Source organism: Williamwhitmania sp. (assembly GCA_035529935.1).
In the GTDB taxonomy this organism is placed as follows: domain Bacteria; phylum Bacteroidota; class Bacteroidia; order Bacteroidales; family Williamwhitmaniaceae; genus Williamwhitmania.
The window spans coordinates 1-21,393 of the sequence record DATKVT010000174.1; the positions used below are offsets into that span (position 1 = coordinate 1).

Annotated in this window: 19 protein-coding genes; 16 read left to right on the forward strand and 3 right to left on the reverse strand. The window is 41.9% G+C overall.

Annotated features, from left to right (window positions below; all coding sequences use genetic code 11):
• Positions 1 to 475, reverse strand: a 475-nt coding sequence (locus tag VMW01_13310) for a carboxypeptidase-like regulatory domain-containing protein (protein HUW07230.1), incomplete at its 3' end; no start/stop codon positions are given.
• A gap of 279 nt (positions 476 to 754) precedes the next feature.
• Here VMW01_13310 and VMW01_13315 point away from each other — a divergent pair.
• The 6 genes from VMW01_13315 to VMW01_13340 all read left to right on the forward strand — a co-directional run bounded on the left by VMW01_13315 (position 755) and on the right by VMW01_13340 (position 9,471).
• Positions 755 to 1,789: a LacI family DNA-binding transcriptional regulator gene (locus VMW01_13315; GenBank protein ID HUW07231.1), complete on the forward strand. Its 1,035-nt coding sequence runs from the start codon at positions 755 to 757 to the stop codon at positions 1,787 to 1,789.
• Positions 1,790 to 2,035: 246 nt separating this feature from the next.
• The gene (locus tag VMW01_13320) at positions 2,036 to 3,367 is read left to right on the forward strand and encodes an MFS transporter (protein HUW07232.1); all 1,332 of its coding nucleotides are present in this window, start codon (positions 2,036 to 2,038) and stop codon (positions 3,365 to 3,367) included.
• 10 nt (positions 3,368 to 3,377) lie between these two features.
• Positions 3,378 to 4,025, forward strand: coding sequence for a beta-phosphoglucomutase (gene pgmB / locus VMW01_13325; GenBank protein HUW07233.1), 648 nt, complete (start codon positions 3,378 to 3,380; stop codon positions 4,023 to 4,025).
• A gap of 23 nt (positions 4,026 to 4,048) precedes the next feature.
• Entirely contained in the window at positions 4,049 to 6,364 is a 2,316-nt protein-coding gene (locus tag VMW01_13330) for a glycoside hydrolase family 65 protein (protein ID HUW07234.1), read from the forward strand.
• Between the two features lie 97 nt (positions 6,365 to 6,461).
• Positions 6,462 to 7,535, forward strand: coding sequence for a class II fructose-bisphosphate aldolase (fbaA, locus tag VMW01_13335; GenBank protein ID HUW07235.1), 1,074 nt, complete (start codon positions 6,462 to 6,464; stop codon positions 7,533 to 7,535).
• 82 nt (positions 7,536 to 7,617) lie between these two features.
• Positions 7,618 to 9,471 (forward strand): glycoside hydrolase family 13 protein, encoded by a 1,854-nt coding sequence (locus tag VMW01_13340; protein HUW07236.1) that lies wholly within the window; start codon positions 7,618 to 7,620, stop codon positions 9,469 to 9,471.
• 65 nt (positions 9,472 to 9,536) lie between these two features.
• Here VMW01_13340 and VMW01_13345 read toward each other — a convergent pair whose 3' ends face one another.
• Positions 9,537 to 10,631 carry an ATP-dependent 6-phosphofructokinase gene (locus VMW01_13345; GenBank protein ID HUW07237.1) on the reverse strand — a complete coding sequence of 365 codons (1,095 nt, stop codon included), beginning with the start codon at positions 10,629 to 10,631 and terminating at the stop codon, positions 9,537 to 9,539.
• A gap of 168 nt (positions 10,632 to 10,799) precedes the next feature.
• Here VMW01_13345 and VMW01_13350 point away from each other — a divergent pair, with 168 nt between their 5' ends.
• The 6 genes from VMW01_13350 to VMW01_13375 all read left to right on the forward strand — a co-directional run bounded on the left by VMW01_13350 (position 10,800) and on the right by VMW01_13375 (position 17,013).
• The gene (locus VMW01_13350) at positions 10,800 to 12,197 is read left to right on the forward strand and encodes an alpha-amylase family glycosyl hydrolase (protein ID HUW07238.1); all 1,398 of its coding nucleotides are present in this window, start codon (positions 10,800 to 10,802) and stop codon (positions 12,195 to 12,197) included.
• Positions 12,198 to 12,435: 238 nt separating this feature from the next.
• Positions 12,436 to 13,632, forward strand: a complete 1,197-nt coding sequence (locus tag VMW01_13355; GenBank protein ID HUW07239.1) for an FprA family A-type flavoprotein — start codon at positions 12,436 to 12,438, stop codon at positions 13,630 to 13,632.
• 27 nt (positions 13,633 to 13,659) lie between these two features.
• Entirely contained in the window at positions 13,660 to 14,052 is a 393-nt protein-coding gene (locus tag VMW01_13360; protein HUW07240.1) for a thioesterase family protein, read from the forward strand.
• A 151-nt stretch (positions 14,053 to 14,203) separates the two neighbouring features.
• On the forward strand, positions 14,204 to 14,959 hold the full coding sequence (locus tag VMW01_13365; GenBank protein HUW07241.1) for an acyl-ACP thioesterase domain-containing protein: 756 nt from the start codon (positions 14,204 to 14,206) through the stop codon (positions 14,957 to 14,959).
• A 13-nt stretch (positions 14,960 to 14,972) separates the two neighbouring features.
• Positions 14,973 to 16,523, forward strand: coding sequence for a DUF4301 family protein (locus VMW01_13370; protein HUW07242.1), 1,551 nt, complete (start codon positions 14,973 to 14,975; stop codon positions 16,521 to 16,523).
• 124 nt (positions 16,524 to 16,647) lie between these two features.
• A complete protein-coding gene (locus VMW01_13375; protein HUW07243.1) occupies positions 16,648 to 17,013 on the forward strand; it encodes a carboxypeptidase-like regulatory domain-containing protein in 366 nt (121 codons plus the stop codon).
• 52 nt (positions 17,014 to 17,065) lie between these two features.
• Here the strand turns inward: VMW01_13375 and truA are convergent, their stop codons facing one another.
• Positions 17,066 to 17,848, reverse strand: coding sequence for a tRNA pseudouridine(38-40) synthase TruA (gene truA / locus VMW01_13380; GenBank protein ID HUW07244.1), 783 nt, complete (start codon positions 17,846 to 17,848; stop codon positions 17,066 to 17,068).
• 201 nt (positions 17,849 to 18,049) lie between these two features.
• On the opposite strand from truA, the gene VMW01_13385 reads away from it, so the two are divergent.
• From VMW01_13385 to VMW01_13400, 4 genes are read left to right on the forward strand one after another with little or no spacing between them, the layout of a single operon-like run.
• On the forward strand, positions 18,050 to 19,045 hold the full coding sequence (locus tag VMW01_13385; protein HUW07245.1) for an AAA family ATPase: 996 nt from the start codon (positions 18,050 to 18,052) through the stop codon (positions 19,043 to 19,045).
• Positions 19,032 to 19,475 (forward strand): hypothetical protein, encoded by a 444-nt coding sequence (locus VMW01_13390; protein HUW07246.1) that lies wholly within the window; start codon positions 19,032 to 19,034, stop codon positions 19,473 to 19,475. The genes VMW01_13385 and VMW01_13390 overlap by 14 nt, the downstream gene beginning before the upstream one ends.
• Positions 19,462 to 20,349, forward strand: coding sequence for a DUF58 domain-containing protein (locus VMW01_13395; protein ID HUW07247.1), 888 nt, complete (start codon positions 19,462 to 19,464; stop codon positions 20,347 to 20,349). The genes VMW01_13390 and VMW01_13395 overlap by 14 nt, the downstream gene beginning before the upstream one ends.
• 38 nt (positions 20,350 to 20,387) lie before the next feature.
• Positions 20,388 to 21,392 (forward strand): hypothetical protein, encoded by a 1,005-nt coding sequence (locus tag VMW01_13400; GenBank protein ID HUW07248.1) that lies wholly within the window; start codon positions 20,388 to 20,390, stop codon positions 21,390 to 21,392.
• The last annotated feature ends 1 nt before the right edge of the window (position 21,393 follow it).

Below are 21,393 nucleotides of genomic sequence, written 5' to 3' on the forward strand. Positions count from 1 at the left end.
CGGCATTGGTAATTACTACCCCGGCGCTCTTACCTACCAATAAATCTTGTGGTGAAGTAATTGCTCCCTTGTTAAAATCATCGGAGGTTACAGCGACTACTGATCCTGTAGCGTCCGATTTCTTAACAGTTCCATAACCAATCACAACAACTTCTTGAAGTTGCTGCGTTGAAACGGTCAATGTTACGTTTACGATTTCTCCAGTTATAACCACTTCTTGTGTGGTGTAGCCAACGCTGGAGATTACTAGTGTGCTGCCCTTGGGAGCGGTCAATGAGAACATGCCATCTAGGTTTGTGGCAGTACCATTTGTTGTTCCCTTAACATACACGGTTGCACCAATTAATGGTGAACCATTAGAGGCGTCAGTGACTTTACCCGAGACTTTTAGGTCCTGAGCGTAAGCCATTCCTCCTGAACATAGGAGCATGCCGGTGATGAGCAAGCTGCCTACTAAAGTGAAGAGGTGCTTCATAATAATACTTTTAGGCTTAGGTAAAACAATAAACAATAAACAATTACTATAAATGTTTGCTAGATTTTCCAATCACAATTTAGGAAAAGATAAGGTAAACTTAACCTAAAGTCAAGAGCTTACTTTATGAAAATCAACGCAATCGAAACCGCAAACGATTGCAATCAACCATTTTCCGAATTAAAAAAAATGAATATTTATTGCCTGAATGTGGATTTGGTCCTTGGGGGTTTCTTGCTATATTTGACTATATTTGAAGAATAAACAATCTTTTGGATTATGAAATCGCATCCAATCACTATCAAAGACATCGCTCGTGAGCTTGGCGTTTCACCTTCAACGGTTTCTCGTGCCCTAAAGGATCATCCAGACATTAGCGAGGAGACACGTCGGCTTGTTAAGGAGCTGGCTGAAAGAATGAAGTATAAGCCTAATGCCATTGCACTTAGCCTAAAAAACAGGAAGAGCAACGTGGTTGGCGTAATAATTCCACAGATAGTACATTACTTCTTTTCGTCGGTTATTAGCGGTATTGAGGAGGTTGCAGGGAAGTATGGCTACAGCGTTATGGTAGCTCAGTCCAACGAGCTGTTCGAGAAGGAAGTTGACGCTATGGCCACCCTAGCCGACGGACGAATTGACGGGCTACTGATATCGATTGCAAAGGAGACAGTGAAGTACGACCACCTCCGCCAGCTTAAGGAGGAGGGTATCGAAATCGTTTTCTTCGATAGAGTTCCCGATGAATTTAAGAGCGATAGCGTGGTAATCGACGATTTTCAGGGTGCACTTAAAGGGGTTCAACATTTAATTGAGCACGGTCGTAGGAGAATTTTGCACCTTGCTGGTCCGCAAACGAGGTTAATTGGTAGAAAGCGGCTTAAGGGTTACCTGCAGGCCATAGAGAATAACCGAATACCTTACGACGAAAAGTTAGTTGTACATTGTGATTCCTTTGATGCTGCGCTTAAGGTTATACCGGATTTGGTTAATGGTGGGCTTGATTTTGACGCCGTGTTTACCGTTAATGACTTCACTGCTGCTGGCGTAATTCAGGCTCTCAAGAAGCTTGGAAAAAGAATTCCTGAGGACATTGCCGTTGTTGGCTATGGCGACGATGACGTTGCGCATATGATTGACCCTACGCTTACCACCATTCGGCAACCCGGAAAGGAGATGGGAATGCAGACAATGGAGCTGCTACACAAACGCCTTTCCTCGTTGGAAGAAGCAACGGATATAATTTCCGAGGTGTTGCAAGCGGAATTAGTTCCTAGAGAAAGCACTCTGGGACATTTTAAGCAAGAAAAATAGCTGCTATAATAATAAGGTATAAAAAAGCGGGAAATTCGATATTTCCCGCTTTTTTGGCTCTATCCCTTTATTTTTAAGGTTTTTTTAACTTTTTTTTAACCTTACCGCAATCGATTTAAATAAGGTTGAATCGAGCTAAATTGCCTCATTTATAGGTGCTTCAACCTCAATTACCACATGTTTTTTCCTTTCTTTTTACCTATTTTTGGACAAAATGAGGACTAACCCTATTCATCCCATAACCTAATGGCTAAAAAACCTAACCTAAAATTTTGGCAAATTTGGAACCTCAGCTTCGGCTTTTTGGGTGTTCAAGCTGGATTTGCATTGCAGAATGCTAATGTATCACGCATTTTGTCTAATTACGGTGCAGATTTGCACAACTTATCTTTTTTTTGGCTATTAGCCCCAATAATGGGACTTATTATTCAGCCATGGGTTGGCGCATCGAGTGATAGAACGTGGAATAGACTTGGTCGAAGAAAACCATTTATTTTAGGTGGTGCAATTGCTGCTGCTTTTGGAATGTTTTTAATGCCTAATTCTCAATTGTTATTAGCGATCATTCCAGCGGTGGCTTTTGGTGCGATTATGCTTGCAATGATGGATGCGTCGTTCAATGTTACTTTTCAACCATTTCGCTCCCTTGTTGCGGATATGACTCCTGCCGAGCAGACAAATATTGGTTACTCAGTTCAAACGGTATTGATTAACCTGGGTGCCGTAATAGGATCATTTTTGCCTTATTTTCTAACGAATGTATTAAACATTGAAAATACTGCTCCAAAAGGACATGTGCCAAACTCGGTTGTCTGGTCATTCTACATTGGAGGATCACTTCTACTATTTTCGGTTCTATGGACTGTGTTTACTACAAAAGAGTATCCTCCCAAGGATTTCGCAAAATATAATGGTACAGATACTGAAGATTTGGAAGGTAAAGAGAGGATAAGCTTTATAAAGACACTTTTCAGCATGCCTAAAATTATGGGTAAGTTGGCTGTCGTTCAATTCTTTTCTTGGTTTGCTCTTTTTACTATGTGGGTCTATACTACGCCTGCGGTTGCTCAGCATGCATGGGGAACTGCAATTGGTGATTCATCATCAGATGCCTATAATAGTGCTGCTAACTGGGTGGGGGTCCTTTTTGGACTGCAGAGTGTTTTTGCTGCGCTATTTGCTATTTTCATGAATAGGCTTGCTGATAAATTTGGTCGTGTTAAAACCTATTCAATTTCTCTTCTCCTTGGGGGGCTTGGATTCCTTTCCATGTATTTTTTACAAAACCAATATTCTCTCATATTATCAATGATAGGTGTTGGTATATCATGGGCAGCAATTTTAGCAATGCCATACGCTATTTTAGCTAGGTCACTACCTTCCGATAAAATGGGTGTTTATATGGGCATATTCAATATAACAGTTGTTGTGCCTCAAATATTCAGTGGTTTACTTCTTGGAACAATGTTAAAATACGTTTTCCATGAGAGGGCAATCTTTATGATAATATTGGCAGGTATATCAATGATTATTGGAGGATTAAGTGCAGCGTTAATTGTGAAAGAGAATAGGGCTTAATTTACTGGTTATGTTTAAAATTAGGGCATGCATTTTCGACCTCGATGGAGTTATTGTCGATACCGCCAAATACCACTATCTGGCTTGGAAAAGGCTGGCGCATGAGCTGGGGTTTGAGTTTTTGGTCGATCATAACGAGCGGCTGAAAGGAGTTAGCAGAATGACCTCACTCGACATTCTATTGGAGGTGGGCGGTTTATCCTTTTCATTACCGGAAAAGGAGAAGATGGCTGCAAAGAAGAATGAGTGGTACCTTGAGTATATACGCAGAATGACACCAGAAGAGATTCTTCCTGGCGTGGAGGATTTTTTAGCCTCTCTCAAATCGCAGGGTGTGAAGATTGCCCTTGGCTCGGCTAGTAAAAATGCTCGTCTCATTCTGGAACAGGTGGGCCTACAATTCACTTTTGATGCGGTAATTGATGGCAACAAAGCGTTGAAGGCAAAGCCCGATCCTCAGGTTTTTCTGCTTGGTGCAGAAGAATTAAAGGTTTCCCCCCCTCAGTGCGTTGTATTTGAGGATGCCGCCGCTGGAGTGGAGGCTGCAAAAAATGCGGGCATGTATTGCATTGGCATCGGATCGCCCGAAATATTGGGATTAGCCGACAAGGTCATACCGGGCTTTTTAAACATTACAACTGAAATTATTTCTTTATAAGGACTTCAAAAAAAAATTAGAATATGAGCTCCTACTTGAAGCATGATGAGTGGAATATTATTGAGGAGGGTTTTCATCCCGAAAAAAGTCGTGATTCCGAAAGCCTCTTCAGCATCGGTAATGGACACATGGGGCAGCGCGCCAACTTTGAGGAAAAATACTCGGGTAGCACAATGCAAGGCCATTACATTGCCGGCATTTACTATCCCGACAAAACACGCGTTGGCTGGTGGAAAAATGGCTACCCCGAATACTTTGCTAAGGTTATTAATGCACCTAGCTGGATAGGCATTGATATTAAGGTCGATGGAGATTACCTCGATTTGGCTACCTGCAAAATTCTAGAGTTTCACCGTACACTAAACATGAAGCAGTCGGTTATTGAGCGCTCATTTACGGTTGAAATGCCATCGGGCGTTCAAGTTAAGGTGAAGTCGACCCGCTTTGTTAGCATAGTTGAGCACGAACTTGGGCTAATTCGGTATTCAGTTACCCCATTGAATAGTAGCGCTAACCTTGAAATTCTTCCCTATATCGATGCTGATGTAGAAAATGAGGATTCCAACTATGGCGAGAAGTTCTGGGAAAAAACCGATGGGTCCTGCTACCACCACGAGGCATACATCGCCTCCAAGACAAAAAAGTTGGACTTTCACATTTGTACCGGAATGCTCTTTGACATTTTTGCCGGTGGAAGTAAGCTCAGCACCAAGGCACATTTGGTTGAAGAGGATTTGCTACTCGGCAATCGGGTTATGTTAAGTGCTACTGCTGGCGAGGAGATTGTTGTGTATAAGTATGCTGCTGTAGTAACTTCTCTTGACCATAAGGCTTCAGACCTTATGCAGGTTGCCCGCAAAAAACTTCAGGAAGCCAACGAAAAGGGGTTTCAAACTCTTTTTAACGAGCACGTGGCAGAGTGGGAACGGAAGTGGGAGCACAGCGACATTGTTATTGAAGGTGATGTTGCTGCTCAGCAGGGTATTCGATTTAATATTTTGCAGCTTAATCATACCTACACAGGTAAGGATGCTCGACTAAATATTGGACCTAAAGGGTTTACTGGCGAGAAGTATGGCGGAAGTACCTATTGGGATACTGAGGCTTATTGCTTCCCCTTCTTTATGGCTACGGCTGGCGAAGAGGTGGCTAAGAATTTGCTGGTATACCGTTATAACCATTTGCAGAAAGCCATTGAAAATGGTGAGAAGCTTGGCTTCACCAATGGTGCTGCTCTTTATCCAATGGTTACTATGAATGGGGAGGAGTGTCACAATGAGTGGGAAATCACCTTTGAGGAGATTCACCGGAATGGTGCCATAGCCTATGCCATTTATAGCTATGTGAGGTCAACCGGTAATGAAAGCTATCTCGCCGATAAGGGCTTAGAGGTCCTGATGGGGATAGCTCGTTTTTGGGCTCAGCGGGTAAACTACTCGGAGGCCAAAAAGAAATATGTAATGCTCGGGGTTACTGGTCCAAACGAGTACGAAAACAACAGCAACAACAACTGGTACAGCAATACTATTGCTGCATGGTGTTTGGAATATGCCATAAAGGCTGCTGGAATTGTGAAGACACAGAATCCTGCCCGATATAGGGAGATTGTTGCAAAAACCTCTTTCGATGATTCAAAGGAGATTGCAAAATGGAACGACATTATTGCAAATATGTACTATCCTTACGAGAAAAACTTAAAGGTTTTCCTTCAGCAGGATGGATATATGGACAAGGAGCAAATTCTGGTAAAAGATTTAGATCCAGAACAGCGTCCACTTAACCAAAAGTGGTCGTGGGATAGAATTCTTCGTTCATGCTTTATTAAGCAGGCCGATGTGCTTCAAGGGATATACTTCTTCGAAGAGCGGTTTGATCTTGAGACCATTAAGCGCAACTTTGAGTTTTACGAGTCGAGGACCGTTCACGAGTCGTCGCTTTCACCCTGTGTCCACTCCATATTGGCAGCTAAAATTGGCAATATCGACAAAGCATACGAACTTTATCTCCGTACTGCTCGTCTTGATATCGACGATTATAATAAGGAGGTAAGAGAGGGCCTACACATTACTAGTATGGCAGGAACTTGGCTCTCCATTGTAGAAGGTTTTGGTGGTATGCGAGTGAAGGAGGGTAAGGTCTCTTTTGCACCGCAAATTCCAAAGCAGTGGAAGGCATACTCATTTAAGGTTCTCTTTAAAGGGGTAGCCTTAAGGGTAAGAGTGACGTCCAAGGAAGTTGTTATTTTCAATGAGCACGGTAATGAGCTTACATTTGGCGTATATGAAAAAGATTTTACGGTGAGCAAAGGCGGTAGTATTACTGTTGCCTTAAAGGGCTAAAACAAAAATCCGGTAATAGGGTTACTATACCGGATTTTTCTTTAATGGTTTTCACCTATCTTTGTGAAAATAAGTAATTCATCTTAAACTGTTCATAATGAGTAGTAATCGTTTTCCCACCGGAGTAGTTACCGGAAAGACTGTTCAAGAAATTTTTGCGCACGCAAAGGCAAATCAGTTTGCTCTTCCAGCCGTAAATGTAACTGGAACCAATACCATTAATGCCGTTCTTGAAACAGCTCGTTCAGTAGAGTCACCTGTTATTATTCAGTTTTCAAATAGTGGTGCAGCGTTTTTTGCTGGAAAAACAATTTCCAATGAAGGACAACGTGCAAGCATTCTTGGCGCCATTGCTGGTGCATTGCATGTGCACACCCTGGCAAAAGAGTATGGTGTAACCGTCATTCTTCATACCGATCATGCTGCAAAAAAATTGCTTCCTTGGATCGATGGCCTGCTAGACGCAGGAGAGGAGCATTACAAGAAAACAGGTGCACCTCTATTTAGCTCACACATGCTAGATCTATCCGAAGAGCCAATCAAGGAGAATATCGAAATTTGCAAAAAGTATCTTACCCGAATGAGCAAAATGGGTATGACGCTCGAACTGGAGTTGGGTATTACAGGCGGAGAAGAGGATGGTGTTGACAATTCGGGCGTTGATAGTTCTAAGCTGTATACTCAGCCCGAGGAGGTTGCTTATGCTTACGAGGAACTCATAAAGATTAGCCCCAACTTTACCATTGCCGCTTCGTTTGGGAATGTTCATGGTGTATATAAGCCAGGCAACGTGGTGCTCAACCCAAAGATTCTGCATAATTCACAGGAGTATATCCAGAAGCATTACAACACTGCTCCCAAACCAGTAAATTTTGTATTCCATGGTGGTTCGGGCTCCGAAAAGCACCTGATTGCAGAAGCATTAACCTACGGCGTTATTAAAATGAATATCGACACCGATATGCAGTGGGCATACTGGGATGGTATTAGAAAATATTCCATGGCAAAAAAGGATTACCTCCAAGGCCAGATTGGTAACCCAGAGGGCGAAGATTCTCCAAACAAGAAGTATTACGATCCACGCGTTTGGTTACGTGAAGGGGAGAAGGAGATGGTAGTTCGCTTGAAAGAGGCATTTGCTGACCTAAACGCCATCAACCGTAATAAGTAATAAACTTTCCACGTTAACAATTTTAAAAGGTTGGCGGCTGAATTTATTCGGGCCAACTTTTTTTTTACCTAAAACTCAAGTCATGAAAAGGAAACTAATTCTACTATTGATGTTTTTGGCATTGGTGTTTTCATCAACCTTTGCACAAAAACCGGAGCGAGTGGAGCCACCAAATTGGTGGACCAACATGAAGGATGGGAGTCTTCAACTGCTAATCTATGGAAAAGATATTGGCAAAACGTCAGCAACTTTAAGCTATCCCGGTGTTGTAGTTCGGAAGGAAGTTAGAACAGAAAACCCCAACTACCTTTTTCTTTATCTCAGTATTAATCGTGACGCCAAACCAGGTAAATTTAAGGTATCCTTGAATACCAACGGAAAAGAGGTTTCGTCTTTTAATTATGAGCTTAAACAACGCGTAGCAGGTTCAGCAGAGCGAAAGGGGTTTGGAAGTGAGGATGTTATTTACCTTCTTATGCCCGATAGATTTGCCAATGGTGATCCATCTAATGATTATCAGAAAGGATACAAAGACACCGTTAACCGAAAGGATCCCAATGCACGTCATGGTGGCGATATCAAAGGTATTGCTGAACACATCGATTATATCAAGAATCTTGGAGCAACCGCGGTTTGGATCAACCCCTTGGATGAAAATAACATGAATAGAACATCCTACCATGGTTATGCCATTACCGACTTTTACAAAACCGATCCTCGGTTTGGCTCAAATGAGGACTATCAAAAGTTGGTGGCCCAGTTCCACGCAAACGGAATTAAGGTTATTAAGGATATGGTATTTAACCATTGTGGTAGTAACCACTGGTGGATGGCCGATTTGCCAAGCAAAGACTGGATAAATCAATGGCCAGAGTTTACTCGGTCGAGCTTCCGTGCTTCCACCATTTCCGACCCACATGGAACGGCCATTGACCGGAAATATATGGTCAATGGATGGTTCGACAAAACAATGCCCGATTTAAACCAACGTAACCCATTGTTGGCTGATTACCTCATTCAAAATAGCATCTGGTGGATTGAGTATGCTGGTTTAGATGGCATCCGCATGGATACCTATCCATATCCCGATGCCGATTTCATGTCGTATTGGGATCAGCGAGTTCTCCTTGAGTATCCCAATTTTAATATTGTGGGTGAGGTTTGGATGTCGCAGCCTTCTTGGTGTGCCTACTGGCAGGCAAATTCCCCAGAAGCAGGAAAGTTTAACTCAAACCTTCCATCTGTGATGGACTTTCCCCTAACTTTTGCCATGGAAAAGGCATTTGATGAGCCAAGTGGGTGGGATACGGGACTCATGCGGCTATACGACATTTTGTCGCAGGACTTCCTCTATGCCAATTTGAACAATATTATGGTATTTGCAGTAAATCATGACCTCAGCCGCTTCTTTAAAACGAAGGAGCAAGTTGATATTAATCGCTATAAGTTAGCCATGACATTTCTGCTCACAACCCGTGGCATTCCTCAGGTTTACTATGGAGAAGAAATGCTGATGTATGGCGACAAAGCCAATGGTGATGGTACAATACGGCAGGACTTCCCTGGTGGTTGGAAGGCCGATACCATAAATGACTTTATTCGTGAAGGCAGAACGCCACTGCAAAATGAGGCATACGATTTCTTTTCCACCTTGGCAAATTGGCGTAAAGGATCATCAGCACTGACCCAGGGCAAGCTTATTCAGTATGTTCCACAGGATAATGTTTATACCTACTTCAGAATAAGCCCACAGCAGGTGGTAATGGTGGTGCTTAATTCGGGCAAGGAACTTAAAGAGGTTGATCCTATTCGATTCAAGGAGTCAATTGGCAACTATAAAGTTGGGGTAGATATTCTAACTAAAATGCATGTTGACCTTTCTAAGCCATTTACAATTCCTGCAAGGAGCGAAATGGTGCTACTCCTTCAGAACTAGGATATTGAGTTAAAAAAATAGGCTGCTCATTATGGGCAGCCTATTTTTTTTTGGTTTATTTCAACCTAATCTCCAAAACTAATTCCAACACCTTTAGCGGTGATGACCATGGAGCTTGTTGGCTCTACAAAATTTGGTCTATCTATGGCATCAAGCAAAGGAACTGATATGATGTTCGGGTGACGATAAGCTACCATGGTTCCAAAATTTCCGGCTAGGACCTCCTCAAAAGCCTTTACTCCAAATTGTGTCGCAAGAATTCGGTCGTAGGCATTGGGGATACCACCTCGCTGAAGGTGTCCAAGCACTGTCTCTCTCATATCTGCTTCAAAACCAGCCATTTTGAGATCCTTCATGAGTTTGGATGCAACGCCGCCCATCCGAAGGTTGGCATAGCCAACTTCATCTGATTTTTCGGAGGTAATGTCACCACCCATTGGTTTGGCACCTTCGGCAATTACCACAATGGCAAACCCTTTTCCACGGGAGAATCTACTATTCAAACGGTCCAATACCACTTCAAGATCGTATGGAATTTCAGGAATCAAGCACACGTCTGCCCCACCAGCAATTGCAGCATGTAGGGCAATCCATCCAGCATAGCGCCCCATAACCTCAAGAATAAGAACGCGATTATGGCTTGCTGCAGTAGTTACCAGTTTGTCAACAGCATCCGTGGCAATCTGAACAGCTGTTTGAAATCCGAAAGTAAAGTCGGTCGCCGATAGGTCGTTGTCGATGGTCTTTGGGACACCAATAACGTTAAGTCCTTTTTCGTATAGCTGCTGGCTAATCTTTTGTGATCCATCACCACCAATACTAATTACGGCATCCACACCAAGATACTGCAACTTGCGAATCATTTCGTCAGAGCGGTCAACTGCGCTCCAAGTGCCGTCGTTGTTCTTTACAGGCCAAGCAAAGGGACCTCCTTTATTTGTGGTTCCAATTAACGTTCCTCCTTGAACGTGGATACCTGCAACAGATTTTTCGTCCAAGACTCTGATTTCAGTGGGCTCCCGTAAGATGCCATCAAAGGATTGAATACTGCCGATTACCTCCCAATCTTTTTCTTGTGCAGCGCGCTTTACCACTGCTCTAATCACTGCATTAAGTCCGGGGCAATCTCCTCCTCCGGTGGCAACTAAAACTCTTTTCATATACTTTATATGTTTGTTATAAAACGTTCATTGCTTGGTTCACATTTTTTTCCAGCTTACAAAAGTAGCTTTTTGTCTCTAAATCGATAAAAAATGACAAATTAAATTTTAAAATTTTATATTTGTAATTCGTTGATAATAAGTTTTGTAACATTTAAAGAAATAGCCATGAGATCAATGTTAAAACGATTGCGCTCCTCCTACACCGGCCTTGGTTTCGCAATTTTGCTTGCTACTTTCGTGCTCTTTTCTTCCTGTAATAATACAGGAAACAATCAACCTGCACAAAAGTTTCAGGTTGCTCATCCAGAATGGTCATACAATGCAACCATTTATGAAGTAAACCTTAGGCAGTATACTCCAAGTGGCACCTTGACTGAGTTCAAGAGCCATATACCTGAATTGAAAAAACTTGGTGTAAAGATTATCTGGTTTATGCCAATATATCCCATTGGAGAAGTTAACCGCAAGGGATCCCTCGGTAGCTATTATTCTGTAAAGGATTACATGAAAGTTAATCCAGAGTTTGGCACCATGGAAGAGTTTAAGGATGTGGTTAAAATACTGCACGAAAATGGCATGAAGGTGATCCTTGACTGGGTTGCTAATCACACATCACAGGATAATGCTCTAATTACTGAGCATCCCGACTGGTATAAGCATGACTCCACCGGAAAGATTGTTTCTCCCTTTGACTGGACGGACGTGGCTCAGCTCGATTACTCGAAGCCTGAACTGCAAAAGTATATGATAGGGGCCATGAAGTATTGGCTAACAGAGGCTGATGTTGATGGATTCCGCTGCGATGTAGCAGGAATGGTGCCAACGCCATTCTGGAATAAAGCTCGTGCAGAGTTTGATAAGGTAAAACCCGTATTTATGCTTGCCGAAGCGGAACAGCCCGATTTGCAGGAATACGCTTTTGACATGACCTATTCTTGGGAATTTCACCACATTATGAACGCCATTGCTCAGGGGAAGGATTCTATTCCGCAGCTTGACTCTTGCTTCCAAAAGGAGCTGGTAACCTACCCTAAGAATGCTTTTCGTATGCGCTTTATTACCAACCATGATGAGAACAGCTGGAATGGCTCTGAGTTTGAACGGATGGGCGATGCGGTTAAGGCTATGGCTGCTCTTACCTTTGTGGTTCCCGGTATGCCTTTGATTTATAGTGGGCAGGAGGTCGGAATGCATAAAAGACTGCGCTTTTTTGATAAGGATACCATTAATTGGCCCAATAATGAATGGTTTCCGTTCTATCAAAAGTTAGTTGAGCTCAAAGCTACCAATCCAGCACTACTGTGTGGAGAAAAGGGTGCAGATATGTTCCGTATAAAGTCGGCAAACAGTAAGATTTACGCTTTTACACGTGAAAATGAACAAGGGAAGGTGCTGGCTATTTTCAATTTCAGCAAAAATAAACAATCCTTTACCTTGGATAATGAAGCATTGGCTGGCCATTATGTCGACCTGTTTGCAGATAAGGCAACGGAAATAGATATTCCCGCAAAGGCTGACTTTACCCTTGGCCCATGGGGCTTCTTAATTTACGTTAAGAAATAGTTTGCATTGATATTGATTGCTTAAGGGGGATGCATTTGTGTCCCCTTTTTTTGTGGATTTCAAAAACTGGAATTGGGTAGATTTCAAAAAATAGTGTTCTACAGCATTTTGTCCAGCAAAACATAAAGGTAATGATGTTGTTTGGTCTAATAAATCGTATCGGTTTTATATTTTTGTATGCTGAATTGTATATTCGTGCATTTGGGCAACGATAATTTTTAAAAGTAATATACTACAGATGACACCACTTAACGTTAAAGGTAAAGTTCATTGGATTGGAGTGAACGACAGGAGAAAGCACCTGTTCGAAAATATGTGGCCTTTGGATAATGGCGTTGCATACAACTGTTACATGATTCTTGATGGGCAAACAGCATTGGTAGACACAGTAGAGCTGCGATCGGGCGGTAATTTTGTTTCAAAGGTGGAAGGTTTATTGAAGGGTAGAACGCTCGATTATCTAATTATTAACCACATGGAGCCCGACCATTCTGGAGAGATTAGATCCATAATTGAAAGGTATCCATCAGTAATGCTGGTTGGCAACCTCAAAACTTTCAAAATAGTGGAAGCATACTGGGGAATCAAGGAGAATCTTTATATGGTGGAGGATGGTCATACGCTCGACTTGGGTTACCATAAGCTCAAATTTGTTATAACTCCTTGGGTGCACTGGCCCGAAACAATGATGACATTTGATGAAACCGATGGCATTCTATTTTCCGGTGATGCGTTTGGTTCGTTCGGCACCTTAGATGGTGGAGTTTTTGACGATGAAATCAACTTCGATTTTTACGAGGATGAAATGCGTCGCTACTACTCCAACATTGTTGGAAAATATAGCAATATGGTGCAAAAGGCATTTAAAAAGTTGGAAGGCGTTCCCGTAAAGGCCGTTTGCCCGACTCATGGCCCGGTTTGGCGCACTAACCCTGAAAAAGTTCTTGGCCTCTACGATAAGTGGAGCAAATATGAAACGGAGGAGGGAGTGGTAATAATTTATGCTTCCATGTATGGTTCAACGGAGGAACTAGCCGATCATATTGCACGTCAACTGGTGGAAAATGGAATTATGAACGTCCGAGTTTTTGACGTTTCCAAGACACACATTTCTCACTTGATAAATGCAATCTGGAAATATAAGGGCGTAATACTTGGAAGCGTCGCTTACAATTCCGAGATGTTCCCTCTCATGGAGCAGTTAACTAGGGAGTTGGAACACATGGCTGTTAAGGATCATCTCTTGGGTATTTTTGGCTCATATAGCTGGAATGGTGGTGGAGCTAGAAGTTTGTTTAAATTTTCAGAGAATATTGAATGGGAGCTTGTTGCTGAACCGGTAGATATATATGGTATGCCAAACGAAGAAAAGTTAGATAGGTGTAGTTCCGTTGCAGCTGGTATGGCCAATAGGTTAAAAGCATTGCGCAAATAGGTTCCAATATACATTATCTATTGTATCATGGCTGATTTTATAAATATTCCTTTAGGAGTTACTTTTGAGTCGTCGCAGCTAGTAACCGAAAATGATTCGGCAAAAAGATACGGCTCAGGTATGGTAGATGTTTTTGCAACGCCAGCAATGATTGCGCTAATGAAAAATGCCTGTTTGAATGCAGTTGCTCCTTTTCTTCCTGTAGGTTATGGAACTGTAGGGGTGGAGGTTAATGTTACTCATACAAAGCCAACACCAATAGGCGGTCATGTGGTGTGCAAGGCATCCCTTGTAAGTGTTGATGGCCGAAGGCTTCAGTTTGAAGTCATTGCCAATGATGATGATGGAGAAATAGGGAAGGGGAGCCATAGTCGATTCATTGTCGATATGGATAAGTTTTTACAAAAACTTAAAAAATAATTAGATTAGACTAATGGCAGGTATCGTTTCCTGCCATTTTTGTATATTTAAGAACAAAAAAATGCATCTGAATAATCCAATTACTCTTCTCTTGTTTATAATTGGGTGTTGCATAAGGCATATATCCACCCTTTAACAATAAAACCGGAACATGGAAAAACAGTCATTTTTTGGTCACGAAATATATACAGTTCACTCTTCATCTGTGGATTTTTCGAAGAGGTTATCTGCAGTGGCATTGCTGGAGCTCTTTCAGGAAAGCGCCTGCCAGCATTCCGATAGTCTGGGCATCGGTCGCAATTATTTAAACGATAAGGGCTTATTCTGGGCTTTAAGCCGCATTACCATTGAGCTAGGGAAAATGCCAGAACGAGGAGATGAGGTTGTGGTAAAAACCTGGCCAAAGGCTATGGACTCTGTTTTCTCCTATCGTGATTTTTTGTTGCTCAACACGAAAGACGAAGAAGTTCCTTTGGCTAAGGCCACTTCAGTTTATGTTCTTCTGGATACTGCCGCTCGGCGTCCTCAAAATATTGAACCCTATACCGCTTCTGTTCCACTTGTTACTAGTGAAAATGCTATTGAAGCCCGACCTGATAAAATTGATGCCTTGCCCTGTGCCTGGAATTACTCCAAGGGAGTTGTTCGATACGGTGACATCGATATGAATGGTCAAGTTAATGTCATTAAATATTTGGAGTGGATTTTAGATAGCTACAACTGGGAACATCATCAAAGTAATATTCTCGAAAAGGTTGAACTTAACTATATTGCAGATGCAATCTGTGGCGAAGCGTATGTGGTTAATATGGCCTCAAAGGGTAGGGGAGTTTATCTTAACAATGTAGTTAGAGAGGAAGACCAGAAGGAATTAGTTCGAGCAAGAATTCATTGGGCAACGCGTTAAATACCTATATAGTATGCAACTATCACCTTCCGACCTTGACCAACTTAAGCAAAATGGTATTTCACCAGAAAAACTTGAAACCCAGCTAACCAATTTCGAAAAAGGATTTCCTTTTATGGAAATAGTGGCTCCTGCTACTGTTGGCAATGGTATAATGTTCATTAACGATTCAGAACGAGTAAAATCTATTGAGCGTTACAAACGCTATGATGGTGCTAGGCTGAAATTTGTTCCTGCGTCGGGTGCAGCAACCAGAATGTTTAAAGACTTGTTTGAATGCCTTGATGAAATAAAGAAGAAAGGACGAGCTTTGTTTGACGATAGGTCGTTCAACTCAGCATATGCCTTCTTTGAGCAGATTCGCAACTTTGCTTTCTTCCCAGAGTTAGCCAAGAATTTAAGAATAAAGGGTTATGCGGTGGACACATTGTTGGAGCAAAAAAAGTATGGTACCATTCTGGAAGTGTTGCTAAATAAGGATGGAATGAATTACGGAACGCTGCCCAAGGGATTGCTGAAGTTTCATTTCTACGGCGATACGGTCCGAACAGCCGTAGAGGAGCACTTGGTTGAGGGTGCACTTTATGCACGCGAATCTTCCGGTAGCGTATCAATTCACCTCACTGTATCGCCGGAGCATATTGAAGGCTTTACGCATAAACTTAAGGAGATTACTGCATTCTATGAAAATAAGTTTGGGGTCTCCTACCGAGTTTCGTTCTCGGTTCAGAAGAAATCTACCGACACCATTGCTGTTGATGTGGAAAATAACCCCTTCAGAGAGCCCAATGGACAAATGCTTTTTCGACCTGGAGGCCATGGTGCACTGCTCGATAACCTAAACGATCTTATTGAGCCATTAATTTTTATAAAAAACATTGACAACATTGTTCCTGACCATTTAAAGGCCGAAACGGTCGATTATAAGATGGTAATTGCTGGATTGCTTTTGGAGGTAAAGGAATTGGTACATTCCATACAGCAAAAAGTTTCTAGCAATGAGTTTGCTGAATCAGAGTTAGCGAAAGCACAACAAACTCTGCTTCACCGATATTTTATAAAGCTACCAGATCGGTCTGATTATAAAAATTCCAATTTGTGGGCAAATGCCTTAGTCGAGTTCCTCGATAAGCCAATTCGAGTATGCGGTATGGTCCGAAATGAAGGGGAACCTGGTGGTGGACCTTTTTGGGTAAAGTCGAAAGATGGTCACCTTTCTCTTCAAATAGTGGAGAGTTCACAAATTGATCTCAAAAACAGCAGTCAAAAGGTGATGTTTTCTCGTTCCACCCATTTTAACCCAGTGGACATCGTTTGTTGGACTTACAATTTTGAAAATACGAAGTTCGACCTCAAGCAATTTAGCGATCCGGAAACTGGGTTTATTGCCCAGAAGTCAAAGGATGGGAGAATTCTTAAGGCACAAGAACTTCCTGGCCTATGGAATGGCTCAATGGCTCAATGGCTAACCCTTTTCGTTGAAGTACCATTAATTACATTCAACCCCGTGAAATCCGTAAATGATCTTTTGCGGCCCGAGCATCAGCCAAATCCGCAAAATTAGGATAAGTAATATTCATTGGTTAACGATTTGTTAACAAACAAATTATATTGGACTAAGAATTAAGTAACATGGCTCCCTTACATTTGATGCATTAATTACATCGAATTGAAAAACCTAAAAAGCCATGAAGAACACTTACAAAGTTTTGTTCCTTTCCATGTTACTTGCAGTGTCAGTATCATTAGCTGCTGAGAACACCGATAAGAAGGTAAATACCGATGCCACGAGTTCTTCAACCTGTTCAATTTCAGGTCAAGTATTAGATCAAACCACTGGTGAGGCCCTTGCAGGGGTTGCTGTAAAAGTTGCTGGTACCGACAAGGTTACCTATACCGATTTTGATGGCAAGTTTGCTTTTGTTGGTTTAGGGCAAGGAGAATATACCTTGGAGTCTTCGCTTATCTCCTATGAAAAAGGGCTTCTAAATAGTTTTGAAATCAATGCTGGCGAAGTAAAAAGTGTTGAAATTTCACTGAATAAGTCGAAATAACTTTCTTTCTATTGAAAGGCGTGCAGCGAGTTCATAACATGAATTCGCTTTGCTATTCTAGGGACTGAGTATTGGTGCGTGTTCTATTGAAAATCGTCGAAGGATATCTGATGTCCTCCAGAAATAGCCCAAGCGCAGGCGCTGAGGTACTTGCTGCTCCACGATTCTTCTCCTCCGCGATTTCTATTAGCTGCTCAGGCGAAATTCTTCCGCGCCCCACATCTATAAGTGTACCAACAATTGCCCTAACCATGTTTCTCAGGAAGCGATCGGCGGTGATTGTGAATACTAGCAAATTTTCATTTTCTCTATGCCAGTGCGCTTTGTAAACCTTGCAAATGTTCGTTTTGTTATCGGAATGAAGTTTGGCAAAGCTCGTGAAATCATTCATTTGTAGCAGCAAATCAGCAGCAATATTCATTTTGTTTTCGTCAACATGCTGGGAAAAATAGTAGGCGAATCCACTATTAAAAGGATTTTTGTAATGGGAAAGGTAGTAACGGTATGTACGCTCAACGGCATCGAATCGTGCATGTGCATTTGGGGAAACGGGCGAAATGCTAAAAACAGCTATACTGCTTGGAAGAATTTTATTTAGCTGATACTTTGCTTTTTCTAGATCAATATCTGTTGCCGAAGCATTAAAATGAGCTACAAAATAGCTGGCATGCACACCTGCATCGGTCCTACCACAGCCTACAGTTTCAACACCTTCCCGAAATATTGTGGAAAGTTTGCCATTTAAAACTTGCTGCACCCCCATACCGTTTAGCTGCGCTTGCCAGCCAACATACTCTGATCCATCGAAAGAAAGCTCAATGAAATACCGCCCCATTGTTCTGATTGATATAGTTGTGGTAAAATTACATAATTAGGACTAGACACCTTCACTTAAGAACCATGCAAAGTTAAAAAATCACAAAAGGCTTCATTATTCTGCGTGTTTAATGCTTTTTAACTGTCGTTAACACCAATAAGTAGTTAATAATTGCAAATTTGTAATCGTTATAATTAAATCCTTAGAATTCTCAGCATTATGGGAGAAATGGTTAACATTAAAGAGCTCAACGAACGCATTCAGCACGAAAGCTCGTTTGTTGATATTATTTCGATGGAAATGAACAAGGTGATTGTTGGACAAAAGCACCTTGTTGAAAGTTTAATGGTGGGGTTGCTCTCCGATGGGCATATTTTGCTCGAAGGTGTTCCCGGTCTAGCCAAAACTTTGGCGATAAAAACGTTGGCAAGTACAATTGATGCCAAGTTTAACCGAATCCAGTTTACCCCTGACTTGTTACCTGCTGACTTGATAGGTACGCTTATCTATAGCCAGAAACGGGAGGCATTTGAGGTTCGTAAAGGTCCAATTTTTGCCAATTTTATTCTTGCTGATGAAATTAACCGTTCTCCTGCAAAAGTGCAGAGTGCCTTACTTGAGGCGATGCAGGAACGACAGGTTACCATTGGTGAGCAAACTTTTAAATTGGAGGACCCATTTTTGGTTCTTGCCACTCAGAACCCGATCGAGCAGGAGGGAACTTACCCGCTTCCAGAAGCGCAGGTTGACCGTTTCATGATGAAGGTGAAAATTAGCTACCCGAAAAAGGAGGAGGAAAAGCTAATCATGAGGCAGAATTTGCTTAACAAATTTCCAACTGCAAATGCAGCTCTCAAAACGGAGGATATTGCAAGAGCTAAGAGTGTTGTTAAAGAGGTATACATGGATGAAAAAATTGAACGTTACATCCTGGATATTATCTTTGCTTCCCGTTATCCTAAGGAATATAACCTTAGCCGTTTGGAGGGAATGATTTCATATGGGGGCTCGCCTCGTGGTTCTATTTCACTTGCCTTGGCATCGAAGGCTTACGCTTTTATTAAGCGTAGAGGCTACGTTATTCCCGAAGATGTTAGGGCTGTTTGTGCCGATGTACTGAGGCATCGTATTGGTTTAACCTACGAAGCCGAGGCCGAAAACCTCACCAGTGACGATATTATATTTGAAATTCTAAATGCTGTTGAAGTTCCATAGTACTCTATTCTTGATTCTTTTTGGGTTAAGCTCCGGCATAACGTTGCCCTTGGCTGGTCAAAATTTTATTGGCTATTCAAAGACACAGATTCGAACGATGGTTCGGGATAGCCTTCCAGAATTTTACTTCGCTAAGGAAGTTATCAATGGCGATCGGAGCTTCCTGAAATTTGAGAATACTATGGAAGAGCAAACAGTGCTGTTCATTCTAAATCGTAAAGGTGTATGTATTGGGGTAAACCGTATGTATAACTTTGGTGAGAAGGATGCTGTGGAAAAGGAGCTCTCCTTAAAATACCGCAAGGTTTCAAAAAGTGAGTGGCGTTTCAAGCAACAAGGGAAGGAGTATGCCGCGATTCTTAAAGAGGATGAATGGTTTTTGAAGCTCATTATTAAACCTCGAAAAACAAATAAGAGTGGAAACAACTGAGCTATTAAAAAAGGTTCGAAAGATTGAAATTAAAACACGTGGTCTTTCGCATCATATATTTGCTGGTGAATACCATAGCGCCTTCAAGGGGCGTGGTATGACCTTTAGCGAGGTTAGAGAATACCAGTATGGGGATGATATTCGCAATATTGACTGGAATGTTACCGCTCGATTTAATGCGCCATTTGTTAAAGTTTTTGAAGAGGAGCGTGAGTTGACGGTTATGCTGTTGGTCGATGTTAGTGGATCAAGAATATTTGGATCTTCCCATCAACTCAAAAAAGGGTTAATGACTGAAATTGCTGCAGTACTATCATTTTCAGCCATTCAGAATAATGACAAAATTGGAATTATCTTTTTTAGCGATAAGGTTGAGAAATTCATTCCGCCTAAGAAGGGGCGCAAGCATATTCTACGAATTATTCGTGAGCTGATTGAGTTTACACCCGAAAGTAGTAACACCAACATTTCAGAAGCCTTACGTTTTTTAACCAATGGTATAAAAAAACGTTGTACGGCCTTTGTGCTTTCCGATTTTGTCGATTTTAAAGATGGCGAGCTACCAGCACCACGCTTCTTTGATGCACTACGAATTGCAAGCAATAAGCACGATGTCGTAGCCATTAGGGTATTCGATAACCGCGAGGCAGCACTTCCATCTGTAGGTTTGCTTAAGGTTAGAGATGCTGAAACGGGGCAGGAGCGTTGGATTGATACGGAGAGCTCTAGCGTTCGTGAGGGATACTCCCGGTGGTGGACCGATTCTAGCAGCTCAATTGGTGAAACCTTCTCCAAGTGTAAGGTCGATAATGTCACCATTTCCACTAGTGAAGATTACGTTAAGCCGTTGATTAAACTATTCAAGAAACGGTAAAAATGGTAGTTACCTGCAATATTAAAACGATGCAATTGTTGAAGAATATAGGACTATTAACACTTTTATTGAGTCTTTCCTTGGTTGGAGCGGCTCAGCAAAATCTGTCCTACAAAGCACTGCTCGATACTAACCATATTCTTATTGGTGACCAAGTTGCCTTGAGAATATTGGTGTCACAGTCAGCAAAAATGAAAGTTGGCTTTCCTATTTATAGGGATAGCATAGTTAGCGGAGTTGAAGTTTTGTCCGATTCCCCTGTTGATACTATTAAAAAGGATAGCGGTCAGGTATCTCTCGTCAAGACTTACTTGCTTACATCCTTCGATACCGGTTCATATACAATCCCAAACCTCAAACTTCTTATACTAATGGCTGGTGCACAGCCTGATACTATATCGCTTGAGAACCTCGTGCTTCATGTAAGCACAGTGGCAGTTGATACTACCAAAGGCGGCATTAAAGATATTAAGCCACCCTTTGGGGCTCCACTCACTTTTAGTGAGATTGCGCCATGGCTTTTTGGGGGATTAGGCATTGTTGCTTTGATTGGATTGATCATTTGGCTGGTTATTAGGAGGATGCAGAACAAACCACTTCTTTCAATGGTTAAACCAGATGAACCAGCAGATGTAATGGCTTTCCGTATGCTCGCCGATTTGAAAGAAAAAAAGCTTTGGCAGAATAATCATTTCAAACAATATCACTCTGAACTTACGGAAATACTTCGGGTATACATCTACAGGGTGTTTGGTGTAAACGCGCTGGAACAAACTAGCGACGAAATTTTACAAGCCATGGCTTCGAAAAAACTTTTAACGCCTGACATGTTGGACTCCCTGAGAACAATATTTACCACGGCCGATTTTACCAAATTTGCAAAATATACTCCGTCACCCGATGAAAACGAAAGTAGCATAACGCTGTCGGAGTTGTTTGTGGAGAAAACGCGACCTGCCGTTACCGTTCCTAAGGCTGAATCAAATCAGGTAGATCGAAATGCTGAAAACAAAGATTCTTCACCTTTAAATAGTAGCAACTAGC

Excerpts from the sequence above, each read along its gene's own strand:
- VMW01_13340 (HUW07236.1), top strand. The coding sequence starts at position 7,618 with ATGAAAAGGAAACTAATTCTACTATTGATGTTTTTGGCATTGGTGTTT.
- fbaA (HUW07235.1), top strand. The coding sequence starts at position 6,462 with ATGAGTAGTAATCGTTTTCCCACCGGAGTAGTTACCGGAAAGACTGTT.
- VMW01_13350 (HUW07238.1), top strand. The coding sequence starts at position 10,800 with ATGAGATCAATGTTAAAACGATTGCGCTCCTCCTACACCGGCCTTGGT.
- VMW01_13360 (HUW07240.1), top strand. The coding sequence starts at position 13,660 with ATGGCTGATTTTATAAATATTCCTTTAGGAGTTACTTTTGAGTCGTCG.
- truA (HUW07244.1), bottom strand. The coding sequence starts at position 17,848 with ATGGGGCGGTATTTCATTGAGCTTTCTTTCGATGGATCAGAGTATGTT.
- VMW01_13355 (HUW07239.1), top strand. The coding sequence starts at position 12,436 with ATGACACCACTTAACGTTAAAGGTAAAGTTCATTGGATTGGAGTGAAC.
- VMW01_13315 (HUW07231.1), top strand. The coding sequence starts at position 755 with ATGAAATCGCATCCAATCACTATCAAAGACATCGCTCGTGAGCTTGGC.
- VMW01_13345 (HUW07237.1), bottom strand. The coding sequence starts at position 10,631 with ATGAAAAGAGTTTTAGTTGCCACCGGAGGAGGAGATTGCCCCGGACTT.
- VMW01_13375 (HUW07243.1), top strand. The coding sequence starts at position 16,648 with ATGAAGAACACTTACAAAGTTTTGTTCCTTTCCATGTTACTTGCAGTG.
- VMW01_13365 (HUW07241.1), top strand. The coding sequence starts at position 14,204 with ATGGAAAAACAGTCATTTTTTGGTCACGAAATATATACAGTTCACTCT.
- VMW01_13370 (HUW07242.1), top strand. The coding sequence starts at position 14,973 with ATGCAACTATCACCTTCCGACCTTGACCAACTTAAGCAAAATGGTATT.
- VMW01_13320 (HUW07232.1), top strand. The coding sequence starts at position 2,036 with ATGGCTAAAAAACCTAACCTAAAATTTTGGCAAATTTGGAACCTCAGC.
- VMW01_13330 (HUW07234.1), top strand. The coding sequence starts at position 4,049 with ATGAGCTCCTACTTGAAGCATGATGAGTGGAATATTATTGAGGAGGGT.
- VMW01_13385 (HUW07245.1), top strand. The coding sequence starts at position 18,050 with ATGGGAGAAATGGTTAACATTAAAGAGCTCAACGAACGCATTCAGCAC.
- pgmB (HUW07233.1), top strand. The coding sequence starts at position 3,378 with ATGTTTAAAATTAGGGCATGCATTTTCGACCTCGATGGAGTTATTGTC.